Below are 26,996 nucleotides of genomic sequence, written 5' to 3'. Positions count from 1 at the left end.
CCTTTCCTCTGCACCCGCAGGAGTCAAGTGTCTTCCGCTACATTTCACTATAATGTTATAAATGTAGTTTTAAAACTCTGATCTTAAAGAAAGGCTTTCTTAAGAAAGATTATTGATATAACATTAGTATCTAGCACCTAGTACCTAATGTGTTTTCAGGTATAATAGATACTAGTCTATAAAGAAAGGTAGCTAATAACCTTTATATCATTGCTGTTTCCTTCAAGTTATTAACAGCAACATTAATTTACGAAAACAGCCTAAATTCTAAGTTAACTGTGAAATTTCAGTTTGCAGTTCTTTCAATTAGCGTACATAACTCATATTTTTAACAAGTTCCATTGCTTCTTCGTCAGCAATGACTGTTGTGTTATGGTGATGATTTAAAATGGACGCTGGAAAGTCTTCTGTCACAACACCACTTAGTAATTTAACCATTGCTTCTTGTTTGGCTTTTCCTGAAACGATAAGAAGAATTTCTTTGCTTTCCATAATTGTTTGAATTCCCATTGTGATTGCTTGTGAAGGAACTTCATTCAGATTATTAAAAAATCGTGCATTTGCTTTCTTAGTTGAAGAAGCTAGATCAACGACATGTGTTCCCGTTTTAAAGGAGGTTCCTGGTTCGTTGAAACCAATATGACCATTGCTTCCTATACCTAGAAGCTGTAAATCAATTCCACCTGCGTCAACAATTTTCCTTTCGTATTGAGTGCATTCGGCTTGATTGTTTTCATTTAAACCTGAAGGAATATTAGTATGATTTAAAGAGATATTTATATGCTTAAATAAATTTTCATACATATACTGATAATAGCTATTTGGATTTTCTTGCTTAAGACCAATATATTCGTCCAAATTAAATGTTGTCACATGTTCGTAGGAAGTATGATTCTGTTTGTGATCTTCTATTATGTTTTGATACACACCTTTTGGGGTACCACCTGTAGCTAAACCAAGATATAGTTTAGGCTTTATTTTTACTTTATTTATGATATACTCAGCGGCTCTTCGGCTCATTTCATGATAGTTTTTCACTTCAATGATTTTCAATAGATTCATCTCCTCAAGCTATCTCATAATTAGTAATAGCAGTATTGATTTACTTATAGATTTTATTCATTTTCCTCTTGTTTTGTATAAGCAATCTTTCCTTTACAAATTGTCATAAAAACATCCATCTTCTCATCAAGGATAACAAGATCTGCATCTTTACCTGTTGAAATACTTCCTTTACGATCAAACATATTTAATTGTTTTGCTGGATTTTCTGAAGTCATTTTAATCGCACTTATAATTGAACATCCGGTGTAGAGTTGTATATTTTTAAACGCATCAATCATTTTTAAAACACTACCTGCTAATGTATCTTCTTCTAATAACGCTTTTCCATCTGTTACTGTTACTAATTGTCCACCTAAATCATATTTTCCATTCTCAAGCCATTTAGCTCTCATAGAATCTGTTATTAAGATCATTCTTTCATCTGATAATTGTTTGTAAGCAAGCTTAACAATTTCTGGACGAATATGAATTCCATCTGAAATTATCTCAACCATTAATTCATCTCTTAAAAATGCAGCTCCAACAATTCCAGGCTCTCGATGATGAAGACCGGTCATTTGATTAAATAAGTGAGTAACATGTGAAGTACCATGTTGTATTGCATGAACGACTTCATCATATGTTGCTTGTGAGTGTGCGATAGAAGATATAATATCCTGTTGGTTTAAATATTTTATTAAATCTATTCCACCAGTAAGCTCAGGTGCAAGTGAAACAAGTTTAATTTGATTGTTAGATATTTCTTGCCATCGTTTAAATGTTGAGATATTAGGAGGCAATATATGTTTAACAGGCTGAGCACCAGCTTTATTTTCATGAATAAAAGGACCTTCTAAATGAATACCTAACACCTCTGCAAAGCCTTGAGTCTGAGAGTTTTGGATATATGTCCCCGTATTGTGTAAAGCCTTCTCAATAGCAATTGAATGTTCTGTTATTGTCGTAGCCAAAAAACTTGTTGTTCCTTCTTTCGGAAGTGTTGAAGCTATAACATCAAGGCTCTCTTTTGTAGCATCCATAGTATCTGCACCATTAGCTCCGTGAATATGAATGTCGATCATACCCGGAATGATTCTATAATTACTAGGTAAATTAATCACATGATAATCTTCTGATTTCGGAAGCCTATCAATAGTGCCTATAGAACTGATTTTGTCATCATCTATCTTAAGAAATCCATTATCTATAACTTTATCTTCAGAGTAAATCGTTCCATTTATAACTATTATTTTTGGTAAATAAGAATGCATAGAGATTACTCCTTTGTTTTACATATTCTTGTATTTAGAATAACATTTCAATTTTTAGTTGTCTATACCAGTTAAAAGTATGTATGATTATATAACAAAAATAATGACAAATAACTCTATTTATTATATAAAATTGGTATAGACATCTAGATAAATAGGTGTTAATATAGTTTTGTAAAACGCTTTCATCTATACGATTAGATGTTGGTGAATATTTTAAGGGATAACAGAACTATTTAAAGTTATTTAATTTCTTACCTTTTTACTTTTTTTATCTGATAGGAGGAGAATTCTATGATGAATTATTTACAAAAGATTGGTCGGTCTCTAATGTTACCAGTAGCAGTTTTACCAGCAGCCGCGATCTTAATGGGGATAGGCTACTGGATCGATCCTACTGGCTGGGGTGCTGGAAGTCCGATTGCAGCCTTTTTGATTAAAGCAGGATCTTCAATTATTGATAATATGTCGATTTTATTCGCAGTCGGTGTTGCATTAGGGATGTCGAAAAATAAAGATGGATCTGCTGCATTAAGTGGGTTAGTTGCTTATCTAGTTATAACAACTTTACTATCAACTAATTCAGTCGCAATGCTTCAAGGAATTGATCCAGAAGCAGTTAATCCAGCGTTTGCTAAAATAGGAAACCAATTCGTAGGAATTTTATCAGGAATTGTTGCTGCGATTATGTACAATCGTTTTAGTGAAGTTCAATTACCAGCTGCACTAGCATTTTTTAGTGGAAAGCGTCTAGTGCCAATAATGACTGCTGTTTCAATGTTAATTGCATCATTAGTATTGTTCTTTGCATGGCCTGTTATTTTCACAGGTTTAGTATCTTTTGGTACAGCTATTAGTAAGTTGGATTTCATTGGAGCTGGTTTATACGGTTTCTTTAATCGATTACTGATTCCAACAGGCTTACATCATGCTCTAAATTCAGTATTTTGGTTTGATGTTGCAGGTATAAATGATATTGGTAACTTCTGGGCAGGTACTGGAACAAAAGGTGTAACAGGAATGTATCAAGCTGGATTCTTCCCAATTATGATGTTTGGCTTACCAGCAGCTGCACTAGCTATGTATCATACTGCCAAAACAAAAAGGAAGAAACAAGCTGCTTCACTAATGATAGCTGCAGGATTTGCATCATTTTTCACAGGCGTAACAGAGCCACTTGAATTTTCATTTATGTTCTTAGCTCCTGCTTTATATGTTGTTCATGCAGCATTAACAGGATTGTCATTGGCAATTGCTTCATTATTTAATTGGACAGCAGGGTTTGGTTTTAGTGCAGGCTTTGTAGACTTTGTCTTAAGTTCAAGATTACCACTGGCAAATCAACCATATATGTTATTAATACAAGGTTTATTTTTCGCAGTAATCTACTATATTCTATTCCGTTTCTTGATTACAAAATTCAATTTAGCTACTCCAGGTAGAGAAGCAGATACTGAAGAATCTGTTGAAGAAGTTCATGATAACACATCGACTTCTGAAAATAAGTTTGAGAATATGGCGAAAACAATTTATGAAGGATTAGGCGGAGATGAAAATGTTTCATCTGTTGATAATTGTGTAACTCGCTTAAGAATTGAAGTGAAAAACATGGATGCTGTTGATCAAAACAAAATCAAATCAACAGGAATACCTGGAATAAATATTGTTGGTCAACAAAGTATCCAAGTTATTGTCGGAACACAGGTACAATTTGTTGCTGATGAGATTGAAAAATTAAGAAAATAGACAGACTAGCTAGACTACCTGTGAATTTATGCAGGTAGTTTTTTCTTTTAAGAAATGATCTGCTTTGTGAATGGTATCATAGCTTCTACGTTTAACAGTAAAGAATCTGAATGAATAGTATTGTAAAGGTTACCATATGTGTGAATATATCCTTTCTTTATAATTGTAAAATGCTACTAGTATTAATATAATAATGAATAGTGATGTTGAAAGGAGATTTTTATGTGATTGACAAACATTCTCCTCTTCCTTTGTATTTTCAGTTAGAAGAGCAAATAAAAAAAACGATAGAATCTAAAGAGTTAGTTCCAGGAGATGCTTTGCCATCAGAACGTGAGCTTTCAGAGAATTATCAAATAAGCCGTATGACAGTAAGGCAGGCGATAACAAACCTAGTGAATAAAGGCTACCTTTTCAGAGAAAAAGGAAAAGGAACCTTTGTATCTAGTCAAAAATTTGAACAAAGTTTACAAGGCCTTACAAGCTTTACAGAAGACATGCTGGCACGAAACTTAAAGCCAGGAAGTAAATTACTGCATTTTGAAATATATCCTGCTGATAATGACATTAAAGAGAATCTAAGTCTACAGGATGATGAACTTATTTATAAAATCAAAAGACTACGACTAGCTAATGAGGAACCAATTGCTATTGAAACTAGTTACCTCCCTGTAAAGCTTGTACCTGGTGTAACCCCTGATATCCTAGATAAATCTTTATACACATATATCGAAAACAACCTAAATTTAAGTATTGGGCACGCAACACAAACTGTTGAGGCAGCTATTGTGAATGAAGAAGATAGTAAGCATTTAAAGGTCAATAAAGGAGTCCCTATTTTACTCATACAGAGGGAAACCTACTTAGAAAATGGAACGCCATTAGAAATAGTAAAGTCTTCTTATCGTGCAGATCGATATAAGTTTAAAATAGGGATTGAGCGGAAATGATATGGTGTTTTATCCTTGAATAATAAAAATAGTCCCCTTTCAAGTAGGCATGCTTAGATCTACTTGAAAGGGGATTAATTTTATATTATAGAGTATTGTTGTTAAACCTTAGTAAATCGATGCGATCGCTATACTTGTTTAGTAGTGTTTTATTATGATCATCAGCTCCAGCAACATTGCCACTAATAAAAACAGGTGGTTTCATTCCCTTATTAATCATAAGCTTTATTGCCTCAGCTAATATTCCGTTTAATATGGCAGCACCTATGACAGTAGATGTAGGACCAAAGGCTACTTCAAAGTCTTTATAATGTAATGTGCCATCACCAAGTTTTGAATGATTGTTGAGTGGTAGGTCAACAACATCAGCAAGATATTGTCCACTGTTATGTCGAGATGATTGACTTTTATGATACTCAAACGAACTCAATCCAACTATATATGCACCTGCCTTTTTGGCGTGGATGGCAACATCAATTGGCACCGGATTAATCCCTGATGTAGAAATTACAATAACTAGATCATGCTTTTGAATGTCTTGTTTTTTCATAAATTCTTCTGCATAGTCGTTTTGTCTTTCTAATTGCGAGGATCTAATAGCACCTTCATGTAGCATTAAGGGCTCAATTAAAATAGGTTTAATTGGGGCTAGCCCTCCTGCTCGATAAAACACCTCCTCAGTGAGGATATGAGAGTGACCACATCCGAAGAGCTGGATAATCCCATCATTTTGAATCGTTTCAACTACTTTATTTGAAACAAATTCCATTTTCTCTTTTTCTTTATTTAGAACAAATTGTAATTTTTTTTGTATCTCTTCAAAGTAAGCTGTTAGCATTGTCATCACCTTCAAAATAGTTAGTAGATAGCTTAAATATAGATTTGTAGGAAATAAGTAAGATTTAGAAACCAATTTAATAATAAATGTTGTTTATTATAAAATACAAACGTATAATATACTATACGATAACAAATTATGGGAGATTATATGAAATCAATTCAATCACAAATTGCAGAGAACTTAAAAAATATTCGGAAACTTAGAGGTTATAGCTATGATCAGCTCGCACAGATAACAGGTGTAAGCAAAGGGATGCTTTCGCAAATTGAAAAAGGAGAGTCAAGTCCAACTGTTAATACTTTATGGAAAATAGCAAATGGATTGCAGGTGTCTTTTTCATCATTAGTCGAAGAAAAAGAACCGACTGTATCGGTTGTAAGACTGTCAGAAAAAACAGCTGTAACAGAAAATAATGAACTGTTACAAGTATATCCTTATTTCCCTTTTGATTCCTCAAAAAAGTTTGAAATCTATTTTATGGAGATTATGCCTGGCTGTGTTCATACATCTGATCGTCATCATGGAAGTGTTGAGGAGTATGTTCTAGTTTGTGATGGAGAAGCAACTGTGGTCATACAAGGAGTGGAATATGTTATGAAAAAGGGAGATTCAATGAAATTTGAGGCAACTCAAACCCACACATATGCAAATTTTACAGATAGAAAAACAAGTTGTTATTTATTAATTTATTATGCTTGAGTTGTTTCTATCAATAGTTATATCAGTTTTCTAGAAAAGGAGTAAATGAAGATGGCAACAATCACTTCCTTAGGAAAGAAACAATCTAGCTTCCTTCAAGGTACACAAGGAGGTTTAAGTATTGCGATTGGGTATTTACCAGTTGCATTAACATTTGGACTTCTAGCAAAATCGACTGGTTTATCTCTCTCTGAAACAGTCATGATGAGTTTAATTGTTTTTGCTGGTGCTTCACAATACATATCTCTAAGTTTAATAGCTGTTGGAACCGGAGTAATTGAAATTATATTCACAACATTTATTGTGAACATCCGTCATTTTTTAATGTCAGCATCTTTAAGTGAAAAAGTGGAGGATGATCCATTGTGGAAAAAAGCTCTATATTCTTTCGGATTAACAGATGAAACATTTACAGTTGCTTCTACAAAGGAGGGAACTGTAAACGCGAGTTATTTATTTGGATTAATGCTTATTTCTTATGCTAGCTGGGTTGTAAATTCAGGAATTGGTTATGTAATAGGCGCCAGTCTTCCGACAACTGTTCAAGAGAGTATGGGAATTGCTCTTTACGCTATGTTTATTGGCTTACTCATTCCATCTTTAAAAAAGCATCGTAAAGTCCTATTCTTAGCAGTTCTAGCGGCAATCTTAAACTCGTTATGCTATGCATCACAAGCAATCTCAACGGGCTGGGCAATTGTTTTATCAACGATCGTGTCTGCCGTTCTTGTTGAGCTTTTTTATCTGAAGGTTGAAAGTAAAGAGGTGAATCACAATGGATAATACAATCCTAATGATGATTATCGGAATGGGAATTGTCACATATATTCCAAGAATGATTCCACTTGTTGCATTAAGTTCGTTAAAACTACCATTATTTGTCCAAAATGTATTAAAGAATGTACCTTATGCAACATTAGGTGCATTAATCGTACCTGGTATATTTCTTATAAGTGATGATATAGTGTTTGGAATTATTGGGGCACTTGCTGCAACACTAATTGCTTTTACAGGTGCAAATGTGATTGTTGTGGTTATGGGGTCAATCGGGACACTGGTTTTATATAGCATGTTCTTCTAGGGCACGATAACAATTATAGACCTTTTCAAGTTCTAAAGTAATTCAGTACTTACTAAACTATAATAAGAGCTTGTTCGAGGGGGAATGACTACTTGAGAAAATGGCTAACACGATCGATATTTGCTTATTTTATTTATGGGTTACTCGTTTATTGGTATCTGTTTGTGTTTTCTGATACTGGAATACCAGCTCCTTACATAGGAACTCCAGCAGATCCAGGGACCTTTATGTCAGGAAGAGAACAGCTGTTATCAGAGGAATATTCAACAATAAGAAGCTTTCTTTATTTAGTGACAGTCCCATTTGAATGGTTTTTATTGTTTGTGTTTTTGATTACAGGTTTGTCTAGAAAAACACAAGAGTGGTCACAAGCTACTTCAAGATTTTCATTCTTACAATCAGCAGTTTATTTCTTTTGGTTATCGTTATTTATCTCATTCTTGTCATTACCAGTAAATTTAATAAGTTATAAAATTTCTACAACCTATCATATTACAACCCAAACCTTTCCTGCATGGATGAAGGATCAGCTTATTGATTTCTGGGTTAATTATCTGCTAATGGCTACGATTGTTATTGTAGTATTTTGGTTAATTAGACGGTTTGAGAAAAAGTGGTGGCTTTATGCTTGGTTTTTATCTATTCCATTTTCAATGTTTTTAATGTTTGTACAACCAGTTTTAATTGATCCTCTATACAATGATTTTACACCTTTAAAAAACAAAGAATTAGAGACGAAGATCTTAGAGCTTGCTGATAAAGCAGACATTCCGGCTGAGCATGTATATGAAGTCAATATGTCTGAAAAAACAAATGCACTAAATGCTTATGTCACTGGAATAGGGTCAAATTCTAGGATCGTGTTATGGGATACAACATTAAATCGACTAAATGATGATGAAGTCTTATTCATCATGGCTCATGAAATGGCTCATTATGTTAAAAAACATATTTATGTTGGAATTGCAGGGTATTTACTGTTAAGTTTATTCGGTCTATTTTTTATACATTTGCTCATGAAATTCTGTATCAATCGTTTTGGCTCATTGCTTAAAATTCGTTCAATGAAGGAATTAACAGCCTTTCCATTGTTTTTACTTTTGCTTGGCGTATTAACGTTTGCTTCTAATCCTTTGTCAAACACAGTTGGCAGATATCAGGAAAAATCAGCTGATATGTATGCAATTGAGATGACAAACAATCATGAAGCAGCAATAAGCTCTTTTCAGGAACTATCAAAAGCTGGCTTAAGTCAGGTAAATCCACCGACATTAATAAAAATTTTCCGTTATACACATCCAACAATGCTTGAACGTATTATCTACCTTGAGGAGCATGGAAAAGGAAATGTAAATAAGCATAAAGAGTAGATACTGATTATTAGTTCAAAAGTGTATCTTACATTTTCCATGAATGTTTAACCTGTGTTATAACAGATTTTTTTAGACCTAGTGTATTTCGCACTAGGTATTTTTTATGAGCTAAATACAGTCCCTATATAGCCAAATTTTATTTTTTTACTTTTTTAAAAGAAAATTGTTCCATTTTTAATGAATCTGTTATATATTAGTTTTAGTTATAACAATCTGTATTATAACAATAAAAAGTGAGGTGTTCTTTCTACGATGGCAACCCAAATGACAGGATGTAAAATTGTTGGAGAGATGCAAGAATCATTTCATCAAGTACTAACACAAGAGGCATTAGATTTTCTTGAAAAGCTAGAAAGAAAGTTTGGTAACCAAAGACAAGAGCTGTTACAGCAAAGAAAGAAAAGGCAACAAGAGCTTGATTCAGGTAAGCTTCCAGACTTTTTGAAAGAAACAGAGGAAATTAGAAATGGAAATTGGACTGTAGCCCCAATTCCAGAAGATCTGATGGATCGCCGTGTTGAAATAACAGGTCCTGTTGATCGAAAAATGGTTATTAATGCTTTAAATTCAGGTGCAAAAGTATTTATGGCAGACTTTGAAGATGCTACATCTCCTAGCTTTGAAAATGCGATGAATGGTCAAATTAATCTTCGGGATGCTGTTCGTAGATCTATTTCATTTCAAAATGAAAGCGGTAAAGTATATCAGTTGAATGATAATATAGCGACGTTGAAGGTAAGACCAAGAGGTTGGCATCTTGAGGAAAAGCATATCGAACTAGATGGTAAACGGATGTCTGCAAGTTTGGTAGACTTCGGACTATTTTTCTATCACAATGCCCATGAGCTTGTTAAAAGAGGAAGTGGTCCATATTTTTACTTACCAAAAATAGAAAATCATCTTGAGGCAAGACTTTGGAATGATGTATTTATTTTTGCTCAGGAAGAGTTAAATATTGCTAGGGGTACAATAAAGGCAACAGTTCTTATTGAAACAATAATGGCTGCATTTGAAATGGATGAAATTCTGTATGAGTTAAAAGAACATTCTGCTGGCTTAAATTGTGGAAGGTGGGATTATATATTTAGCTATCTAAAGAAACTTAGAAATTGTGAAGCTGTTATTCTTCCAGATCGTGCACAAGTAACAATGACTGTTCACTTTATGAGATCATATTCACTACTTGCTATCAAAACATGTCATAAGCGAAATGCACATGCAATGGGAGGAATGGCAGCACAAATTCCGATAAAGAATAACCATGTAGAAAATGAGAAGGCATTTCATAAGGTACGCGCTGATAAAGAAAGAGAAGCAACTGATGGTCATGATGGAACATGGGTAGCACATCCAGCACTCGTACAGGTGGCAAAAGAAGTTTTTGACCAGCATATGAAAACTCCAAACCAAATTCACCGAAAACGAGTGGATGTAGCCGTAACTGCTAAGGATCTTCTAGAGGTCCCTGATGGAACGATTACAGAAGAGGGTGTAAGAACAAATATTGATGTAGGAATAAGGTACCTAGCTTCTTGGCTTAGTGGAAGAGGTGCTGCTCCAATACACAATTTAATGGAGGATGCTGCAACAGCTGAAATCTCAAGAGCACAAGTATGGCAATGGATTCGTCATCCACGTGGAATTTTAGAGGATGGAAGAAAGCTAACTTTCAACCTTTATGACCAATTAAGAGATGAAGAGATTAGTAACATTAAAGAAACAATTGGTGAAATTGCATTTAAAAAGGGGTATTTTGAAGAAGCAATTTTAGTATTTGATGAACTTGTAAAGCAAGATGATTTTACTGAGTTTCTAACAATTCCTAGCTATGAAAAACTATAGAAAGTAATTATAGATTTTCAAATAGGAGATCTGTAAATACAAATCTGATTTTTCGTATGTGAATAATGGTATATACCATACAACAAAATGGGGGAATGGGAAATGAATAATCAAAGAGTTGAGTCACTACAAAATAGCTGGAGCTTAGATAAACGCTGGGAAGGTATTACTCGTCCTTACAGTGCTGAAGAAGTTATTCGTTTAAGAGGTTCAATTGATATTGAACACACTCTTGCAAGAAGAGGAGCAGAAAAGCTGTGGAATTACCTTCAAACAGAAGAGTATATTCATGCTTTAGGCGCACTAACAGGCAATCAAGCTGTTCAACAAGTTAAAGCTGGATTAAAGGCAATCTACCTAAGTGGTTGGCAGGTAGCGGCAGATGCTAATCTTTCAGGAAACATGTATCCTGATCAAAGCTTGTATCCTGCAAACAGTGTACCAAATGTTGTAAAGCGAATTAATCAAGCCTTACAAAGAGCAGATCAAATTCAGCATCTGGAGGATGAGGGTAATATTGATTGGTTTGCTCCAATTGTGGCAGATGCAGAAGCAGGGTTTGGAGGACAATTAAATGTTTTTGAGCTTATGAAATCAATGATCGAATCAGGTGCATCAGGTGTTCATTTTGAGGATCAATTATCTTCAGAGAAAAAATGTGGTCATCTTGGAGGAAAAGTATTATTACCTACACAAACTGCTGTGAAAAATCTTATTTCTGCTCGTTTAGCAGCAGATGTAATGGGAACGCCTACAATTATCATTGCTCGAACTGATGCAGATGCAGCAGATTTAATCACAAGTGATATTGATCCTGCTGATCACGAATTTATTACAGGAGTACGAACAGTTGAAGGATTTTTCCGTACTCGTTCTGGTATAGATCAAGCAATTAGTAGAGGACTTTCGTATGCACCATATGCTGATTTAATTTGGTGTGAAACATCTGAGCCAAATTTAGAGCAAGCACAAAAATTTGCTGATGCAATACATGAGAAGTTTCCAGGAAAATTATTAGCGTACAATTGTTCACCTTCATTTAATTGGAAAAAGAAACTTGATGATGAGACAATCGCTAATTTCCAAAAAGAAATTGCAAAAATGGGCTACAAATTCCAATTTGTTACCTTAGCTGGCTTCCACGCACTTAATCATAGTATGTTTGAGCTTGCACGAGGCTACCGTGATCGTGGGATGGCAGCATATTCTGAGCTACAACAAGCAGAATTTGGTAGTGAGGTACATGGCTATACAGCTACTAGACACCAGCGCGAGGTTGGAACGGGGTACTTCGATGAAGTTGCCCAAACAATTTCTAGTGGAACATCATCAACAACAGCATTGAGGGGCTCAACTGAAGCAGAGCAATTTACAAAAGCTTAAAGAAGAGGTAGAAGCTCTATATTAAGGTGAAAAGTGACTCGAACATAAGTATTTAGGCTAATAAACCCGAATTATTAGGTGATCATTTATTTGATCTTTTGCCTGATAGTTCGGGTCTTTTTACTATGGATTTTTGATTTTGCATACTATTTTAAAAAAGTGAAATAGAGCGGAAGGCATTCGACTCCTAGGAGAAGTACTGACACATAAACAGGCGTAGCCTCCGCCCAGCGAATCTTCTGCAGTCCAATGGAACGGATTCTTTAAATATTCCCCCAGCCTCTTTATTCTTTAACTTAGAATACAAAAAAAGATCCAGTAATCTCTTTTAAAGAGAAAGATCGAAATGCTAATGACCTTCATTCTATATCCGAGGATGCTGGATCTTTTTTAGATAAATCTACTTATCCTAACTTACGCAATACGCTGTATTCTTTAGATAATGTCATAAATACTGTTTTGTTTTTTGTGTCAAGTGCATCATTAATACGTTCTTCTAGCAATGCTTTTTTTCTTTTAAACAAAGCTTCATCGACAACCATTTGAATATACATGTCTAATACAGGATGTTCTGATGGAACGTTTTTCATTGTGTTACGGGACTTCATGATCTCAGTGTAAGACGACTTTTTATTTTTCATGAAAGATCACCCCTGATGCCTTTTTTATATTGTATGGAATTTGAGTGTTAAAATCAACTAAATATTAAAAATTTTTAAAAAAATTAACAGGAATATTTTTAAGCTGTATGAAATAGGAGTTGTTGGAAAAGCTAGTGCAAAGGATGTGAATGAAAATGGAAAAGGAAAGGGAAATTGAAATTTCACCGACAGCTTTAAATCCTCTAGTTGGGTTGGAAATCAATGAGGAACTAAATTTTGTAAATGAAGAAGGTGAAAAAGAAATTGATGACGAGTGACTTCTTTTACTTAATTGTAAAAGAAGTCACTTTTTTGTTGTTTTTTTGTAAATATATAGAAATTTCGGCTTTTACATGCTAGATTGTTTATGGGAGTTATTACCTAAAAAAAGTGAGAGGTGTAGTGGAGTGAATAAAAAAATAAACAGGGTAGAGGATTATACTATTAATCGTTTTACAATGGCGATTTTGCCAGATAGCTCAAATAAGATGTTCTCAGAAGTACTCGAGATTGAGGAGAATCTTGTAGTAGAAAAACGGCCAATGGAACTAATCAGTGGCAGTTGCTCATACTATGGTAGTAGTTATATGGGTAGGAAGGACGGAACAAGAGATGTGATGGGTGTAACACATAAACCACCGATTGCTATTGACCCAACGAACTCCTTATATTTTTTCCCCACGACATCCTCAACAAGGCCGCAATGTGCATGGCTATCACATAGCTATGTAAAGAGCTATTCAGAAGCAGAACATGATAATACAAAAGTGACATTTACTAACGATAAAGCAGTTATTCTTTGTATTTCGATAGGGTCATTTGAAAATCAGCTTTTCCGAACAGCACAGCTTCGAACAATTATGTCTTCTAGAATTGAACAAGAACAAAAAAAGATGAACATGCTATTATTTCCAAAAGGTCAGGGAGAAGTTAATACATTTTATGAGCAGATAATTAGGGAATTAAACCGATATAATTAATGTTTACATTCACATACTAGTAAACTTGCAAAATGACTTTGAATCAGAATAGATTACTTTAAGTGGTCAATAGGGGTGCTCCTTTGTTTCAGGTACGTTTGTGGAGTTCTCTTATTGACTTACGTTTTAAAAACGGGTTTATAGTTCATCTATGTAGTTGGAATACATTGATGCTCCAAAGCAAAGGTTAAATTAGAATATGACTTTATCAGCTAGAATTTAAATTTTATCCTTACCTAGATTAAGAAAAGATGATTTGAAACTTTACTTAAATGCAATCGTATATTTAATTAAGGCTGTTTTCATAAACTTTGTTGTTTTTGCAATTCCAATTAAACAACACTGTATCAAGCATAGAGGCATCTATTTTTCAAAGATTAGTTCCTTATTATGCAGTAAAAACAATGGTGCTGCTGCAAAATTAGGGCAAATAGCAACAACTTTTCAGAAAAGAGCCTTAATTAAAGAGTGTTTTCATCTTTTAGAAATAGATAAGGAGCATGAGCTATGATGAAAAGGAAAAGAAGAAAAAAGTATAGAAAGACCAATCAAGAGCGTTATAATTTTATTGACGGTGTTATTGATATTGCCGTTTACATCCCTGAATTGATCTTCTTACCATTTAGATTAATGTGGTATTTAATAAGGTTCTTAGTGAGGATCTTTGATTGGACATGAATTTTATTTGTACGTAAAAATGCTCTAAAGAAATGTCTTTTTTAACCGATCTTATAAGTATTAAAGTTTAAATTTGTTTATTTTCTTAATTTAAAAAGATACATTTCCATAAGCTCTGCAACTTTATTACGAATTCTCGGGTTAAAGTAGTTGTGTTTTTCTTCATATCCATTATAAATAAAAGAATAGAGAGTAAAAGCTTCATCTCGTTCAACTTGATGTACTTTAATATTATGTTTTTGCAAGTGGCGTTTTACATCAGCTAAGTCCTTTTGTGCGAGCTTTAATGCTTCTTCTACTACTGTAAGATATGGACGATGAAGCTTAAAAGGACTGTTCTCAATAACTGTTAAGTCACGGTTGAAGATGGCAACAGCCATGGGTATATAAATAGATTGTTCAATGATGTCACGGATATCGCTTGGAATCCTAGTCATGATAAATGCCCCTTTCGAAACAGAACACTTGTTCTTATTTTATTATAAATGAATGCCTTCAGCTAAGCAAGCAAAATTATTACGTATTGTTTTCTTTAAAGTTTTGATACAAATGTGTAAAATAGATAGTAAAGGTACTATTTTGAGGAGCATAAGATGAATTTGGAGACATTACAGGAACTATTCACAATCGATCAATTAATGGAGCTATTTGAAACATATCGTTCATTTGGTCCTTTTTTTGCTATATTATTGCCATTATTAGAAGCTTTTTTACCTTTTTTACCTCTTGTTGTTCTTATTGTTGCAAATGTGAATTCCTTTGGGTTATGGATGGGGTTTTTCCTATCATGGATTGGAGCTTCTTTAGGAAGTATTCTTGTATTTTTTATTATGAGAAAACTTGGTCAATTTACGATCTTTAAAAAACTTCGGGAGAAAAAGGGAATTAGAAAATTACTTACCTGGATTGAACGTAGAGGATTTAGTCCACTTTTTCTTATACTGTGTTTTCCATTTACGCCTTCTGCGGCAATAAATGTTGTTGCAGGACTTTCGCGAATAAGTTACTGGCAATTTATCTTAGCAGTACTTTCCGGTAAGTTTGTGATGATTTTTATGGTAAGCTTTGTGGGACAGGATCTTCAGGCACTTATTACTCAGCCTATCCGCTCAATCATAGCAGGGGTAGTTATCTTTTTGTTATGGTATATTGGTAAAAAGGTTGAACATCGCTTAAATAGGACGGTAACTGTTAAAAACAGAGACCATTGAGGCAGGTGTGTTGTATGAAAAAAAGAGGAATTGCTTTTTCAGCAGTTGGTATTTGCTTTGTTACGATATTTGTTAAATCTTATATTTTTGTTGAATACAAAGTAGAAGGAGTTTCTATGCAGCCTACTTATGAAGAAGGACGGCTGCTTTCAATTAATAAATTAGGAATGTATTTTGAATCACTCAAAAGATTTGATGTTGTACTTTTTCAATTAGCAGGTACGGAAGAAATTTATGTGAAAAGGGTCATTGGATTACCAGGTGATGAAATTCACTATCAAGATGATCAACTATTTATAAATGGTAAAAAGGTTAATGAACCATTTTTAGATGATGAAAAAGATAAGGTGAACAAGCAAACGGGTAATTTCACATTAGAAGAAATTACAAATAAAACAAGAATTCCAAAAGGGCATATTTTTGTCATTGGAGACAATCGCATTCAAAGTCGTGATAGTCGTCATTTTGGACTTGTCAAAATTGTAGATGTTATTGGAACGGTAAAAAACAAAGATTGATGCTAACTTTCTAGGTGTAAAGATTCCTTGAAGAGTTAGCATTTTTTATTTTTAATATACAAGGCGAGGACATAGGAAAGGTTTGTTTTCATTTAAATGATGATCAAAGGTTATTTGAATGTCATGATCAGAATGGGAGGTCATATCTAAAGGTCGTCAATAGGCGAATGAAGGACAAAATCGAGTCGTATCGTATTCCAGTCTAAAGGTTGTCATCAGACGAATGAAGGACAAAATCGAGCAGGAGCCCCAGTCAAAAGGTCGTCAACAGGTGAATGAAGCCCATAATCGAGCCAAAGCCTCAGTCAAAAGGTGCCAAACAAAATCAAGAAAGTTTTATAAAATGATAAAAATCTATATTATAATAAAACATGGGGATATACCCAGTATAAATAACTATTTTACGAGTTTACTAACTAAGGGGGATGGGAAATGCGTGAGGTTGTTATCACAGCTGCTGTAAGAACACCTATCGGATCTTTTGGAGGCGCTTTCAAGGATCTTTTGCCTACACAGCTAGCTGTACCTGTGTTGAATGAGGTTGTGAAAAGAAGTAAGTTAGAAAAACAAGATGTAGAAGAGATAATTCTAGGGCACTGTATTCAAAGAACAGATGAACCAAATACAGCAAGAACATCTGCGTTATTAGCTGGATTTCCTGATATAACAACTGGTTATACAATACAGAGACAATGTGCGTCGGGAATGCAGGCAATCATATCTGCTGCTATGCAAATTCAAACAGGTCACTCTAACATCGTTATTGCTGGTGGAGTTGAGACAATGAGTTCAAGTCCTTACTTACTTAAGCAGCATCGCTGGGGGAGCCGTCTTCAGCACAGTGAGGTAACAGATAGTGTTTGGGAGATATTAGAGGATCCAATTCATCATATTATGATGGGGGAAACAGCGGAGAATGTTGCACAACAATATAATATCTCACGTGAAGAACAAGATGAGCTTGCGTTATCAAGTCATACTCGTGCTTTAGCTGCAATTGAGAGTGGGAAGTTTACTGAAGAAATTATTCCAATAAACGTAGTAACAAGAAAGGGAGAAACAACGGTATCTCAAGATGAAGGACCAAGACAGGTTACAAGTGATAAGTTAGCTTCATTAGCACCTATTTTTAGAGAAGATGGATCAGTAACAGCGGGGAATGCCTCATCATTAAATGATGGAGCAGCTGCACTAGTATTGATGTCAAGAGAAGAAGCGGAACAGAGGGGCTTACCTATTTTGGCAAAAATTTCTCATTATTCAGTTGCCGGTGTAAATCCATTGGTGATGGGGATAGGACCAGTTCCAGCAGTGGAAAAGGGGTTAGCTGCTTTGAATTGGTCGATAAACGATATAGATGTTGTGGAGATTAACGAGGCTTTTGCAGCACAATATTTAGCAGTTGAAAAACAACTTGAGTTAAATCGAGATAAGGTGAATGTTAATGGAAGTGGCATAAGCTTAGGTCACCCAATAGGCTGTACAGGTTCGCGTATTGTTGTTAGTCTTTTACATGAAATGAAACGGAAAAATGCTAGTAAAGGTTTAGCAACATTGTGTGTTGGTGGAGGTATTGGTGTAGCTTTATTTTTAGAAATGTAATCATATTATAAATATGAGGCCGGGACATAATTAAAGAAGTCATACAAAAAGACGAATAAATCTACATTCAGTAAAGCTGGAAGAAACAAGTTCGTTCCATTGCGCTGCAGACACTCGCTTTCCACGGGGAGGAAGCTGAGCCTCCTCGGCAAGCCTGCGGGGTCTCAGCCTTTCCTCCATTCCCGTAGGAGTCGATTGTCTTCCGCTCCATTCCACAAGTTCTTAGAATTAGTATACAAAATCAAAAAATCAATTTATGACAGCAAATAAAAACCCGAACTATTAGGTGAATGATTAATTGATATATTACCTAATAATTTGGGTTTATCATTAGCTTAAATACTTATGTCCCAGCCTCTTTTTTGATAAATAAGTAAAGAAAAGCTTACCAAGAAGATTGTGATGAATAGATATAGAATACCTTGAAAGGATAAAAGGCTTGCAAAGACAGGACCCACACTTGCACCAGTTAACAAGGTGAAAGAATATAATGAAATAGCTGTTGCCCGCTTTTCGCTAGCTGCTTCACCGATAAAAGTGATCAAGCTTGGTATCAAAACAGCAATGGCTGATACAAGTATAATAGATAAACCTGTAATGAAAAAAAGTTGTTTTGAAAAAAGCATCAAAGCGAAAGAGCAAATTATAAGGAACAAACATAATAGGATGATATTTAAAGGAGAATGTTTTTTTAACCACCTTCCACTGAAAAGTGAGAGAGGTGTTCCAATTAAGCCAATACATCGGCTAAAAAAAGCACTGTCTCTTGATTAACGAATTGCTGAGCCAGCTCCTCGTAAAATGCTACAAACGACATTAATGTGAAAAAGGTAAGAAATAAACCAATTATTATTTGTGGCTGTAGGAGCTTCTTAGTTTGTGTTGAAAGTTGACGTGAGGACTTCATTCTATTTTTAGGTACATTAGGAAGAATAAACAAAGAAAAAAGTGATAGGAGAAAGTACATAGCACCAAAGAAATAAAAAACTGCTTTCCAATTATATATTGATACAAGTGAAGAGCTGAGTAATTGTCCAATAATTCCTGCCATTAGAAATCCTGTATTAATTACAGCAATTATAAAGGTGCGCATTCTTGGCTGAAACAAATCAAAGCAATAAGCATATGCTACAGGTGCAAAGCTACCTAAAACAAATCCTTGTAAACCTCTTAATGTGTAAAAGCTTATTACCGATGAAGATAAGGAGAGACATAGTGTAACGAGGCAAGAAATGATCATACCGAAAACTAATACATACTTCTTGTTGAATTTCTCTGAAATTGGTCCAAAGCTTAAAAGTCCTAAGGCATAGCAAAAAATAAATAATGTACTAGAAAATACAGCATCATCATATGTAATCGATAATCCATCAGCAAGTGCAGAGTAAATCGGAATTAGTAAATAAATATTACTCGCAACACAAACGGCAGTAATCCACATAAAAACGGCAATTATATGCTTCCTCATCTTTTCACCCCTTATTTATAATTATGAAATTTCTAATCCATCTGTGATGTATAGCTAGTAGAAATTCTAGGGTAAAGTTGGTAGTGATGAAAAATGGAATTTGCTTGTAAAGTAAAGTAAAATAGAGAGAGATTCAAATAACGACAATATGCAACTTTCTTTTTAAAATATCATGATAGGATTTTATTACCACGCTATTTTAGAGTGGTATTTATTTTTGGCTCGCTTAATGATTTTTCGTGCATAGACATTATAATCCACAGAAGATCGGGAGCCTCTACAAGCAAATAACCTCAATTTTTTATAGATAAAGAGAAACATTGATTTAAAGGATGAAAAACCTTAACGATAGTGAGGAATAAACATGAGCATTCAATTTATTCTAGGTCGCTCAGGTAGTGGTAAAACTGAGACGATATTAAATGAAATTAGAGATAGACTTAAACAAGAGCCTATTGGCAAACCAATTATTTATCTAGTTCCTGATCAAATGACGTTTGGTGCAGAGTATGAGCTTATTCGCACTCCGAATTTAGGAGGTATGATTCGAGCTCAAACGTTTAGCTTTAGTCGCTTAGCTTGGCGTGTATTACAGGAAACAGGTGGTATGACTCGTCATCATCTTTCAAGTACGGGCATTCAGATGATGCTAAGAAAATTAGTTGAGCAATATAAACAAGAATTCAAGGTTTTTGCTAAAGCAAGTGATAAAAACGGATTTATTGAACAGCTGGAAGCAATGCTTACTGAATTTAAACGCTATTGTTTGTCTCCACAAGAGCTTGAGGATTATTTAGCAAGTGCTACTACAGAGCATGATGAAAAAACTTTAACAGATAAATTGCATGATATGGCAATACTTTATAAACAGCTTGAAATACATTTAAGTCATAAATATGTAGATTCAGAGGACTATTTAAAATTATTAGCTGAAAAGGTTGAGGAGTCGCGCTTTTTACAATCAGCAGATATTTATATTGATGGTTTTCATAGCTTCACACCACAGGAGTATGAAGTGATAGCATCATTAATGAAGCATACTAAAAATGTGAAAATTGCTCTTACTGCTGATAAGGCATATGAAGAATATCTTCCTCATGAGCTACATCTCTATCAAATGACAGGAAGAACGTATCATAAAATTCTTCAGCTTGCCGGTGAGATGGGCAAAGAATTGGAGCAGCCAATCCTGCTCAATGAACAGCATCGATTTGCCAGAAGTCCCTCATTAAGTCACTTGGAAGCAAATTATGATGCACGACCAACTAGTGTGTATGGAAAGAAAACAAATATAACCTTATTTCAAGCATCAAACCGCCGCTCTGAAATAGAAGGAATTGCAAGAGAAATTCAGGATCTTATCAGGAATTCACAGTATCGTTATCGTGATATGGCTTTACTTATTAGAAATGCTAATGATTATCAAGATGTGATTCAGCAAGTTTTTAGAGATTATGAAATCCCATTTTTCATCGATCAAAAACGTTCGATGTTAAACCATCCTTTAGTGGAATTAATTCGTTCAACATTAGAGATGATTAATGGTTACTGGAGATATGAAGCTGTTTTTAGAGGTATAAAAACAGAAATGCTATTTCCTATAGATATGGATAAACGTGTAATGCGCGAGGATATGGATTTATTAGAAAACTATGTCCTTTCATATGGTATTCAGGGATCACGTTGGACAAAGGATGAGCGCTGGAGATACCGCCGCTTTTATTCATTGGATGATGAGTTTGTTGTAACAGACGAGGAAAAGCAAATGGAGGAAAAGCTAAATTTCCTTCGTGATATTGTCACAAAGCCGATTTTAAATCTGCAGAAGAGATTTAAGCGAAGTAAAACAGGAAGAGCACTTGCTGAAGCTTTGTATATGTATTTAGAAGAGTTGCAAATTCCAGAGAAAATAGAAAAGCTACGTATTGAAGCAGAAGAAAAAGGGCAACTATTAGAAGCAAGAGAGCATGCTCAGGTTTGGCAGGCAGTTATCAATTTATTAGATGAATTTGTAGAAATGCTGGCAGATGAAGATATTACCTTAAAGCTATTTTCAGAGATGCTTGAAACAGGGTTAGAATCGATGAAATTTTCTCTTGTACCCCCAGCTATTGATCAGGTTTTAATAGCAGACCTTGAAAAGTCGAGATTTTTTAATGTGAAATGTTCTTTTATCGTAGGAGTAAATGATGGAGTTATCCCAGCAAGACCTAAAGAAGAAGGAATACTAACAGAGGATGAAAGAGAGGCTCTTCATTATCAAGGAATTGATTTAGCGGCAACAGCTAGACAGCAGTTATTGGATGAGAACTTTATTATCTATATGTCGTTGTCAAGTCCATCAGATAAACTGTATTTATCATATCCAATGGCTGATGAAGAGGGAAAATCATTGCTTCCTTCCGTTATTTTGAAGAGAATTGAGGAGATGTTTCCGCTTGTTAGTAAACGACGTTTGATGAATGAACCAGAACAGTTAGCTCTTGAAGAACAGCTAAGCTTTATGGTTAATCAGAATGTTACATTAGCTTATATCACCTCACAGCTTCAAGCTTGGAAAAGAGGCTACCCAATTCAGCCGATATGGTGGGATGCCTATAATCATTTCATAGCAACAGAGAAAAACATTACTCAAAGAGTTTTGAGCAGCTTATCTTATGAAAATAAACCGAAAAAGCTTGATACGGCAGTGAGTCGCGAGTTATATAGTGATCATATTCAGGGAAGTGTGTCCCGAATGGAGCAATTTAATAGCTGTCCATTTTCACATTTTGCTTCACATGGATTGAAATTAAAAGAACGACAATTCTTTAAGCTTGAGGCACCTGATATCGGACAAATGTTTCATTCAGCACTTAAGTTAATCTCAGATCGATTACAGCAATTGAACATGGATTGGCAGGAGCTAACGAAAGATCAGTGTGAACGATTATCAAATGATGCTGTTGAAAAGCTAGCACCACGGTTACAAAAAGAGATCTTACTAAGCTCAAATCGCTATCATTATATAAAGCGAAAGCTACAGAAAATCCTTACACGTGCTTCTTCCATCTTAAGTGAGCATGCGAAAGCAAGTGGATTTGCACCAATCGGTTTGGAGCTTGGATTTGGTAAGGGTGGTGAGCTGCCACCAATTCGTTTTACATTGCCTAATGGCTGTACGATGGAGGTTGCAGGTCGAATAGATCGTGTTGATAAAGCTACTGGGAAAAATGGTGTGTTGCTCAGAATTGTTGACTATAAATCTAGTGAAAAAAATGTGCAATTATCTGAGGTTTATTATGGTTTAGCTTTACAAATGCTTACTTATTTAGATGTTATTATCTCAAATTCTACTAAGTGGTTAGGTGTACAAGCAACTCCAGCTGGAGTTTTATATTTCCATGTACACGACCCAATGATCCAAGCCTCAACAATGTTATCAGAGGATAAATTAGATGATGAAATTTTTAAGAAATTTAAAATGAAGGGCTTATTACTTGGAGATGAAGAAGCTGTTCGCTTAATGGACAATTCCTTAACAGAAGGTAGCTCATCAAATATTATTGCAGCTGGATTGAAAAAAGAAGGTGGCTTCCGTTCTACATCTTCAATTGCAAGTGAAGAAGAATTTCAGCTGTTAAGAAATCATGTTCGTACTACCTTTGAGAAAATCGGGACGAATATTACAGATGGTGTTATCGATATTAGTCCTTATAAGCTTAAAGATAAGATGCCTTGCACATATTGTGAATATAAATCAGTTTGTCAATTTGACGATTCTTTAGAAGAAAATAATTATCGCGTATTAAAAAGCGAAAAAAATGATGCTGTGTTAAAGCGAATGAGAGAGGAGGGAAAAGGATATGAGTGAAATAATCGCTAAGCCAGAGAATAGTCAGTGGACTGATGATCAGTGGAAAGCAATTGTTGCAAGTGGACAAGACATTTTAGTAGCGGCTGCAGCTGGTTCAGGAAAAACTGCTGTACTTGTTGAGCGAATCATTAGAAAAATCCTTTCAAGGGAAAATCCAGTTGATGTTGATTCATTGCTTGTTGTGACGTTTACAAATGCTTCAGCTGCAGAGATGAGAAATCGTGTTGGAGAGGCGCTTGAAAAGGCGTTAAAGGAAAATCCTTCTTCTTTGCATTTGCGTAGGCAGCTTACATTACTCAACAAAGCATCAATTTCAACTTTACATTCTTTTTGTCTTCAGGTTGTAAGAAAATATTATTATTTAATCAATATTGATCCAAGATTTCGAATTGCGGATCAAACAGAAGGACAGCTATTAATTGATGAAGTATTAGATGACATGTTTGAAGAAGAATATAGTCTTGAAAACAATGAAGAATTTTTTGATTTAGTTGATCGTTATACATCTGATCGAAGTGATTTGGAGCTTCAAACATTAATTCGTGAGTTGTATTTCTTTTCAAGATCACACCCGACACCGACAGTTTGGCTTGATGAGTTAGTAACGATGTATCAAAATCATGAAGGAAGAGATATCGACTCCCTACCATTTGTTTCCTTTCTTCTTGAAGATATCGAGATGCAACTAATGGGCGCTCGAGATCAGCTTTTACAGGCTATGGAGCTTACAAAGCTTCCAGCTGGTCCTGCTCCCAGAGCTGAAAATTTGGAAGATGATTTAAAACAAATGTCAGAAATTATTGCAAGTAAGCATTCATGGGATCTATTGGGAGAGCAACTGAAAAAATTCAAACTAACTAGAGCGAAGATTGTTAAAGGTGACCAGTATGATAAAGCTTTAACTGATCAAGTTACAGCATTACGTAATGCAGCTAAGAAACAAGTTGAGCAGCTTAGAGATGAGTTATTTTCCCGTTCCTTGGACAATTATTTGCAGGATTTTACCCATTTAAATCCAGTCGTTTCAAAGCTTGTAGATTTAGTGAAGCAATTTGCTGAACGATATGAAGGAATGAAAAAGGACAAGGGAATTGTTGATTTTGCTGATTTAGAGCATTATTGCTTACAAATTCTTAGTACAGAAAATCAAGAGCCTAGTGAAGCAGCTTCTTATTATAAACAACAGTTTGTTGAAGTACTTGTTGACGAATATCAGGATACAAACCTTGTTCAGGAATCGATCTTAAAACTTGTCACAAAGGATAATGAAGCAACTGGTAACCTATTTATGGTTGGTGATGTAAAGCAATCGATTTATCGATTCAGATTAGCAGAGCCTTTTCTTTTCCTAAGTAAATATAAGCGATTTAACCAATCCGCAGATCAAACTGGAATGCGAATTGATTTGTCCAAAAACTTCAGAAGCCGTTCAGAGGTATTAGACGGAACAAACTATTTGTTTAAGCAAATTATGGGGGAAAAGGTTGGAGAAATTGAGTATGATCATGATGCAGAATTAAAGCTTGGCGCTTCTTATCCCAACAGTGAACTAATGAAAACTGAGCTTTTATTAGTTGAACGCGGAGGTAAGGGTCAAGAATCTGATTATGGTGAAGCAGAGCCAGAAGGTGTTTTTGATGAGCAGGAGCTAGAAACTGTTCAATTAGAAGCTAGATTAATGGCGAAAAAGATAAAAGAATTAATCGATCAGCAGTTTCAAATTTATGACAGAGGTATTGATGATACTCGGCCAATTACGTACCGTGATGTTGTTATCCTCCTCCGTTCTATGCCATGGGCTCCACAAATTATGGAGGAATTTAAACAGGCAGGAATACCTGTCTATGCCAATTTATCAAATGGATATTTTGAAGCAACAGAGGTAGCGATTATGATGTCGTTGCTCAGGATTATTGATAATCCGTTTCAGGATATACCATTAGCGGCTGTACTTCGATCACCGATAGTTGGGTTAAATGAAAATGAACTTTCTATAATTCGTACGTTCGATCGAAAAGGAACATTTTACGATGCAGTAAAAGCATTTATGATGTCTTCTAATGATAATCATCAGGAGTTATATAAAAAACTAGAGCCATTTGTGTTCCTGTTACAACAATGGCGTGATCTTGCCAGACAAGGATCTGTTTCAGATTTAATTTGGCAGCTTTATCGTGATACAAAGTTTTTTGACTTTGTTGGAGGTATGCCAGGTGGAAAGCAAAGACAAGCCAATCTAAGAGCTCTATATGACAGAGCACGTCAATATGAAGCAACATCTTTTAGGGGATTATTCCGTTTTCTACGCTTTATTGAACGAATGCAGGATCGTGGAGATGATTTAGGTGCTGCACGTGCATTGGGAGAGCAAGAGGATGTTGTAAGATTAATGACAATTCATAGTAGTAAAGGATTAGAATTTCCAGTTGTTTTTGTAGCAGGACTTTCTAAACAGTTTAATATGATGGATCTTAATAAAAAATACTTACTTGATAAGGAATTAGGATTTGGTACAAAACTTATCAATCCTAACTTACGAGTAAGCTATCCAACATTAGCTTATATTGCTTTAAAGAAGAAAATGAGGATGGAGCTTCTTGCTGAAGAAATGCGTGTGTTATATGTAGCCCTAACACGTGCAAAAGAAAAGCTATATCTCATCGGAACATTAAAGGATGCGGAGAAAACGATAACAGATTGGCAAAATCACCTTACACATACTGACTGGCTTTTACCAGACTTTGAACGTGCTAAGGCGAAAAGCTATTTAGATTGGGTTGGACCAGCATTAATTCGTCATCAGGATTGCACAATTTTAACAGAAGGTCAGATTTCTCACCAAGAAGAAATTGCCCAGCATCCATCAAGGTGGATCATCGAAAAGGTAAAAGGTGAAGAACTTGTAGAGCCATTTAAGGAAGAACAAGAATTAAATGCTGAACTTCTGGCATCCATTAGTGGTGGAGAAGCTGTTTCAATTGAAAGTGAACAAAAGCAATCTGTTATTGAGTATCTTTCATGGATGTATCCATTTATGGATGAAACAATAAAACGGTCAAAACAATCAGTGACAGAGCTTAAACGTCAGCGGGAGATTCAAGATGAATATAGTGATCAACAGCTGATAAAGCAGCAGTTATCACAATCCTTTTTATATAATCGTCCGAGCTTTATGCAAAGTAAGTCTGTTACTGCTGCTGAGCGAGGAACAGCCATGCATACGGTTATGCAGCATATTGATTTAGAAAATTCACTAACAGAAACTAGTGTAAAAGGCTTAATAGACGAGCTTGTAAAAAGAGAAATTTTATCAAAAGAACTAGCAGACGTAATAAATATTGAGCAAATTATTAACTTTTTTGCTACACCTCTTGGAGAAAGATTGTTAAAAGCTAAAAATGTGTATCGTGAAGTACCATTTAGTTATGCTTATGATGAGCAAAATAATGATAAATTCAATGGTGAGCCAATATTAGTACAAGGTGTTATTGACCTCTTGTTTGAAGATGACTTAGGTATTGTGTTACTAGATTATAAAACAGATACTATTAAAGGCAAATTTGCTAACTTTACAGAAGCAGAAATCACTTTGAAAAATCGCTATAGAGTCCAAATTGATTTATACAGTAAGGCGATAGAAGATATTATTCAAAAACCACTGCATGAGAAATACTTATTTTTCTTTGATGGTGGTCATTTAGTGGAAATGTAGAAAGAAAGATTCAAGGGAAGTGAGCAAGACATAGCCACTATGTTTGTGAGCTTCCCTTATTTTATTAAGGTTCCATAAAATAAAATTTGTACAAAAAAGA

General features: G+C 34.9%; 23 protein-coding genes. 16 read left to right on the top strand and 7 right to left on the bottom strand.

Annotated elements, in window-relative coordinates:
* Positions 1-306 precede the first annotated feature (306 nt).
* Positions 307-1,053, bottom strand: coding sequence for a glucosamine-6-phosphate deaminase (gene nagB / locus JOC75_RS10485; protein WP_204953994.1), 747 nt, complete (start codon positions 1,051-1,053; stop codon positions 307-309).
* A 62-nt stretch (positions 1,054-1,115) separates the two neighbouring features.
* The gene (nagA, locus tag JOC75_RS10480) at positions 1,116-2,315 is read right to left on the bottom strand and encodes an N-acetylglucosamine-6-phosphate deacetylase (protein ID WP_204953993.1); all 1,200 of its coding nucleotides are present in this window, start codon (positions 2,313-2,315) and stop codon (positions 1,116-1,118) included.
* Between the two features lie 294 nt (positions 2,316-2,609).
* Here nagA and nagE point away from each other — a divergent pair, with 294 nt between their 5' ends.
* On the top strand, positions 2,610-4,061 hold the full coding sequence (gene nagE / locus JOC75_RS10475; protein WP_204953992.1) for an N-acetylglucosamine-specific PTS transporter subunit IIBC: 1,452 nt from the start codon (positions 2,610-2,612) through the stop codon (positions 4,059-4,061).
* Positions 4,062-4,285: 224 nt separating this feature from the next.
* A complete protein-coding gene (locus JOC75_RS10470; RefSeq protein WP_204953991.1) occupies positions 4,286-5,011 on the top strand; it encodes a UTRA domain-containing protein in 726 nt (241 codons plus the stop codon).
* Between the two features lie 85 nt (positions 5,012-5,096).
* Here the strand turns inward: JOC75_RS10470 and JOC75_RS10465 are convergent, their stop codons facing one another.
* Positions 5,097-5,849 carry an SIS domain-containing protein gene (locus tag JOC75_RS10465; RefSeq protein ID WP_204953990.1) on the bottom strand — a complete coding sequence of 251 codons (753 nt, stop codon included), beginning with the start codon at positions 5,847-5,849 and terminating at the stop codon, positions 5,097-5,099.
* A gap of 150 nt (positions 5,850-5,999) precedes the next feature.
* Between JOC75_RS10465 and JOC75_RS10460 the strand changes: the two genes are divergently transcribed.
* From JOC75_RS10460 to aceA, 6 genes are all read left to right on the top strand, one after another.
* Positions 6,000-6,551: a helix-turn-helix domain-containing protein gene (locus tag JOC75_RS10460; RefSeq protein WP_204953989.1), complete on the top strand. Its 552-nt coding sequence runs from the start codon at positions 6,000-6,002 to the stop codon at positions 6,549-6,551.
* A gap of 51 nt (positions 6,552-6,602) precedes the next feature.
* Positions 6,603-7,334: an AzlC family ABC transporter permease gene (locus JOC75_RS10455; protein WP_204953988.1), complete on the top strand. Its 732-nt coding sequence runs from the start codon at positions 6,603-6,605 to the stop codon at positions 7,332-7,334.
* The gene (locus JOC75_RS10450) at positions 7,327-7,632 is read left to right on the top strand and encodes an AzlD domain-containing protein (RefSeq protein ID WP_204953987.1); all 306 of its coding nucleotides are present in this window, start codon (positions 7,327-7,329) and stop codon (positions 7,630-7,632) included. Before JOC75_RS10455 ends, JOC75_RS10450 begins: the two co-directional genes overlap by 8 nt.
* A gap of 92 nt (positions 7,633-7,724) precedes the next feature.
* Entirely contained in the window at positions 7,725-9,002 is a 1,278-nt protein-coding gene (locus tag JOC75_RS10445; RefSeq protein WP_204953986.1) for a M48 family metallopeptidase, read from the top strand.
* Between the two features lie 255 nt (positions 9,003-9,257).
* The gene (gene aceB / locus JOC75_RS10440; protein WP_204953985.1) at positions 9,258-10,847 is read left to right on the top strand and encodes a malate synthase A; all 1,590 of its coding nucleotides are present in this window, start codon (positions 9,258-9,260) and stop codon (positions 10,845-10,847) included.
* A gap of 102 nt (positions 10,848-10,949) precedes the next feature.
* Entirely contained in the window at positions 10,950-12,230 is a 1,281-nt protein-coding gene (aceA, locus tag JOC75_RS10435) for an isocitrate lyase (protein WP_204953984.1), read from the top strand.
* Positions 12,231-12,634: 404 nt separating this feature from the next.
* Here aceA and JOC75_RS10430 read toward each other — a convergent pair whose 3' ends face one another.
* Positions 12,635-12,871, bottom strand: a complete 237-nt coding sequence (locus tag JOC75_RS10430) for an IDEAL domain-containing protein (RefSeq protein ID WP_204953983.1) — start codon at positions 12,869-12,871, stop codon at positions 12,635-12,637.
* Between the two features lie 155 nt (positions 12,872-13,026).
* Between JOC75_RS10430 and JOC75_RS24250 the strand changes: the two genes are divergently transcribed.
* From JOC75_RS24250 to JOC75_RS10420, 3 genes are all read left to right on the top strand, one after another.
* Positions 13,027-13,149, top strand: a complete 123-nt coding sequence (locus JOC75_RS24250) for a hypothetical protein (RefSeq protein ID WP_275580296.1) — start codon at positions 13,027-13,029, stop codon at positions 13,147-13,149.
* A 129-nt stretch (positions 13,150-13,278) separates the two neighbouring features.
* Positions 13,279-13,851 (top strand): competence protein ComK, encoded by a 573-nt coding sequence (locus tag JOC75_RS10425; RefSeq protein WP_338036573.1) that lies wholly within the window; start codon positions 13,279-13,281, stop codon positions 13,849-13,851.
* Between the two features lie 507 nt (positions 13,852-14,358).
* A complete protein-coding gene (locus JOC75_RS10420; RefSeq protein ID WP_204953981.1) occupies positions 14,359-14,529 on the top strand; it encodes a hypothetical protein in 171 nt (56 codons plus the stop codon).
* Between the two features lie 77 nt (positions 14,530-14,606).
* Here JOC75_RS10420 and JOC75_RS10415 read toward each other — a convergent pair whose 3' ends face one another.
* Entirely contained in the window at positions 14,607-14,966 is a 360-nt protein-coding gene (locus JOC75_RS10415) for a YhjD family protein (RefSeq protein WP_204953980.1), read from the bottom strand.
* Between the two features lie 162 nt (positions 14,967-15,128).
* On the opposite strand from JOC75_RS10415, the gene JOC75_RS10410 reads away from it, so the two are divergent.
* The 3 genes from JOC75_RS10410 (at position 15,129) to JOC75_RS10400 (ending at position 17,860) form a co-directional block, all read left to right on the top strand.
* Positions 15,129-15,740 (top strand): TVP38/TMEM64 family protein, encoded by a 612-nt coding sequence (locus tag JOC75_RS10410; RefSeq protein WP_420828025.1) that lies wholly within the window; start codon positions 15,129-15,131, stop codon positions 15,738-15,740.
* A gap of 14 nt (positions 15,741-15,754) precedes the next feature.
* A complete protein-coding gene (lepB, locus tag JOC75_RS10405) occupies positions 15,755-16,258 on the top strand; it encodes a signal peptidase I (protein WP_204953979.1) in 504 nt (167 codons plus the stop codon).
* 432 nt (positions 16,259-16,690) lie between these two features.
* On the top strand, positions 16,691-17,860 hold the full coding sequence (locus JOC75_RS10400) for a thiolase family protein (protein WP_204953978.1): 1,170 nt from the start codon (positions 16,691-16,693) through the stop codon (positions 17,858-17,860).
* A gap of 335 nt (positions 17,861-18,195) precedes the next feature.
* On the opposite strand, the gene JOC75_RS24490 is transcribed toward JOC75_RS10400, so the two are convergent.
* Both JOC75_RS24490 and JOC75_RS10390 read right to left on the bottom strand, forming a co-directional pair.
* Positions 18,196-18,591, bottom strand: coding sequence for an MFS transporter (locus JOC75_RS24490; protein WP_420828024.1), 396 nt, complete (start codon positions 18,589-18,591; stop codon positions 18,196-18,198).
* Positions 18,591-19,328, bottom strand: coding sequence for an MFS transporter (locus JOC75_RS10390; protein ID WP_204953977.1), 738 nt, complete (start codon positions 19,326-19,328; stop codon positions 18,591-18,593). The genes JOC75_RS24490 and JOC75_RS10390 overlap by 1 nt, the downstream gene beginning before the upstream one ends.
* Before the next feature lie 364 nt (positions 19,329-19,692).
* On the opposite strand from JOC75_RS10390, the gene addB reads away from it, so the two are divergent.
* Both addB and addA read left to right on the top strand, forming a co-directional pair.
* The gene (addB, locus tag JOC75_RS10385) at positions 19,693-23,181 is read left to right on the top strand and encodes a helicase-exonuclease AddAB subunit AddB (protein ID WP_204953976.1); all 3,489 of its coding nucleotides are present in this window, start codon (positions 19,693-19,695) and stop codon (positions 23,179-23,181) included.
* Positions 23,174-26,896, top strand: a complete 3,723-nt coding sequence (gene addA / locus JOC75_RS10380; protein WP_204953975.1) for a helicase-exonuclease AddAB subunit AddA — start codon at positions 23,174-23,176, stop codon at positions 26,894-26,896. The genes addB and addA overlap by 8 nt, the downstream gene beginning before the upstream one ends.
* Positions 26,897-26,996 lie beyond the last annotated feature (100 nt).

This window comes from Metabacillus crassostreae, assembly GCF_016908395.1.
In the GTDB taxonomy this organism is placed as follows: domain Bacteria; phylum Bacillota; class Bacilli; order Bacillales; family Bacillaceae; genus Metabacillus; species Metabacillus crassostreae.
The sequence above is the reverse complement of the archived record's forward strand: the minus strand, read 5'-3'. Positions and strand labels throughout refer to the sequence as shown.

What these genes read in the sequence shown, in the direction of transcription:
- JOC75_RS10455 (WP_204953988.1), top strand. Translation starts at nt 6,603, where the DNA reads ATGGCAACAATCACTTCCTTAGGAAAGAAACAATCTAGCTTCCTTCAA.
- JOC75_RS24250 (WP_275580296.1), top strand. Translation starts at nt 13,027, where the DNA reads ATGGAAAAGGAAAGGGAAATTGAAATTTCACCGACAGCTTTAAATCCT.
- JOC75_RS10450 (WP_204953987.1), top strand. Translation starts at nt 7,327, where the DNA reads ATGGATAATACAATCCTAATGATGATTATCGGAATGGGAATTGTCACA.
- JOC75_RS10415 (WP_204953980.1), bottom strand. Translation starts at nt 14,966, where the DNA reads ATGACTAGGATTCCAAGCGATATCCGTGACATCATTGAACAATCTATT.
- JOC75_RS10430 (WP_204953983.1), bottom strand. Translation starts at nt 12,871, where the DNA reads ATGAAAAATAAAAAGTCGTCTTACACTGAGATCATGAAGTCCCGTAAC.
- JOC75_RS10390 (WP_204953977.1), bottom strand. Translation starts at nt 19,328, where the DNA reads ATGAGGAAGCATATAATTGCCGTTTTTATGTGGATTACTGCCGTTTGT.
- addB (WP_204953976.1), top strand. Translation starts at nt 19,693, where the DNA reads ATGAGCATTCAATTTATTCTAGGTCGCTCAGGTAGTGGTAAAACTGAG.
- aceB (WP_204953985.1), top strand. Translation starts at nt 9,258, where the DNA reads ATGGCAACCCAAATGACAGGATGTAAAATTGTTGGAGAGATGCAAGAA.
- addA (WP_204953975.1), top strand. Translation starts at nt 23,174, where the DNA reads ATGAGTGAAATAATCGCTAAGCCAGAGAATAGTCAGTGGACTGATGAT.
- JOC75_RS10400 (WP_204953978.1), top strand. Translation starts at nt 16,691, where the DNA reads ATGCGTGAGGTTGTTATCACAGCTGCTGTAAGAACACCTATCGGATCT.
- JOC75_RS10465 (WP_204953990.1), bottom strand. Translation starts at nt 5,849, where the DNA reads ATGCTAACAGCTTACTTTGAAGAGATACAAAAAAAATTACAATTTGTT.
- nagA (WP_204953993.1), bottom strand. Translation starts at nt 2,315, where the DNA reads ATGCATTCTTATTTACCAAAAATAATAGTTATAAATGGAACGATTTAC.
- lepB (WP_204953979.1), top strand. Translation starts at nt 15,755, where the DNA reads ATGAAAAAAAGAGGAATTGCTTTTTCAGCAGTTGGTATTTGCTTTGTT.
- aceA (WP_204953984.1), top strand. Translation starts at nt 10,950, where the DNA reads ATGAATAATCAAAGAGTTGAGTCACTACAAAATAGCTGGAGCTTAGAT.
- JOC75_RS10460 (WP_204953989.1), top strand. Translation starts at nt 6,000, where the DNA reads ATGAAATCAATTCAATCACAAATTGCAGAGAACTTAAAAAATATTCGG.
- JOC75_RS10420 (WP_204953981.1), top strand. Translation starts at nt 14,359, where the DNA reads ATGATGAAAAGGAAAAGAAGAAAAAAGTATAGAAAGACCAATCAAGAG.
- nagE (WP_204953992.1), top strand. Translation starts at nt 2,610, where the DNA reads ATGATGAATTATTTACAAAAGATTGGTCGGTCTCTAATGTTACCAGTA.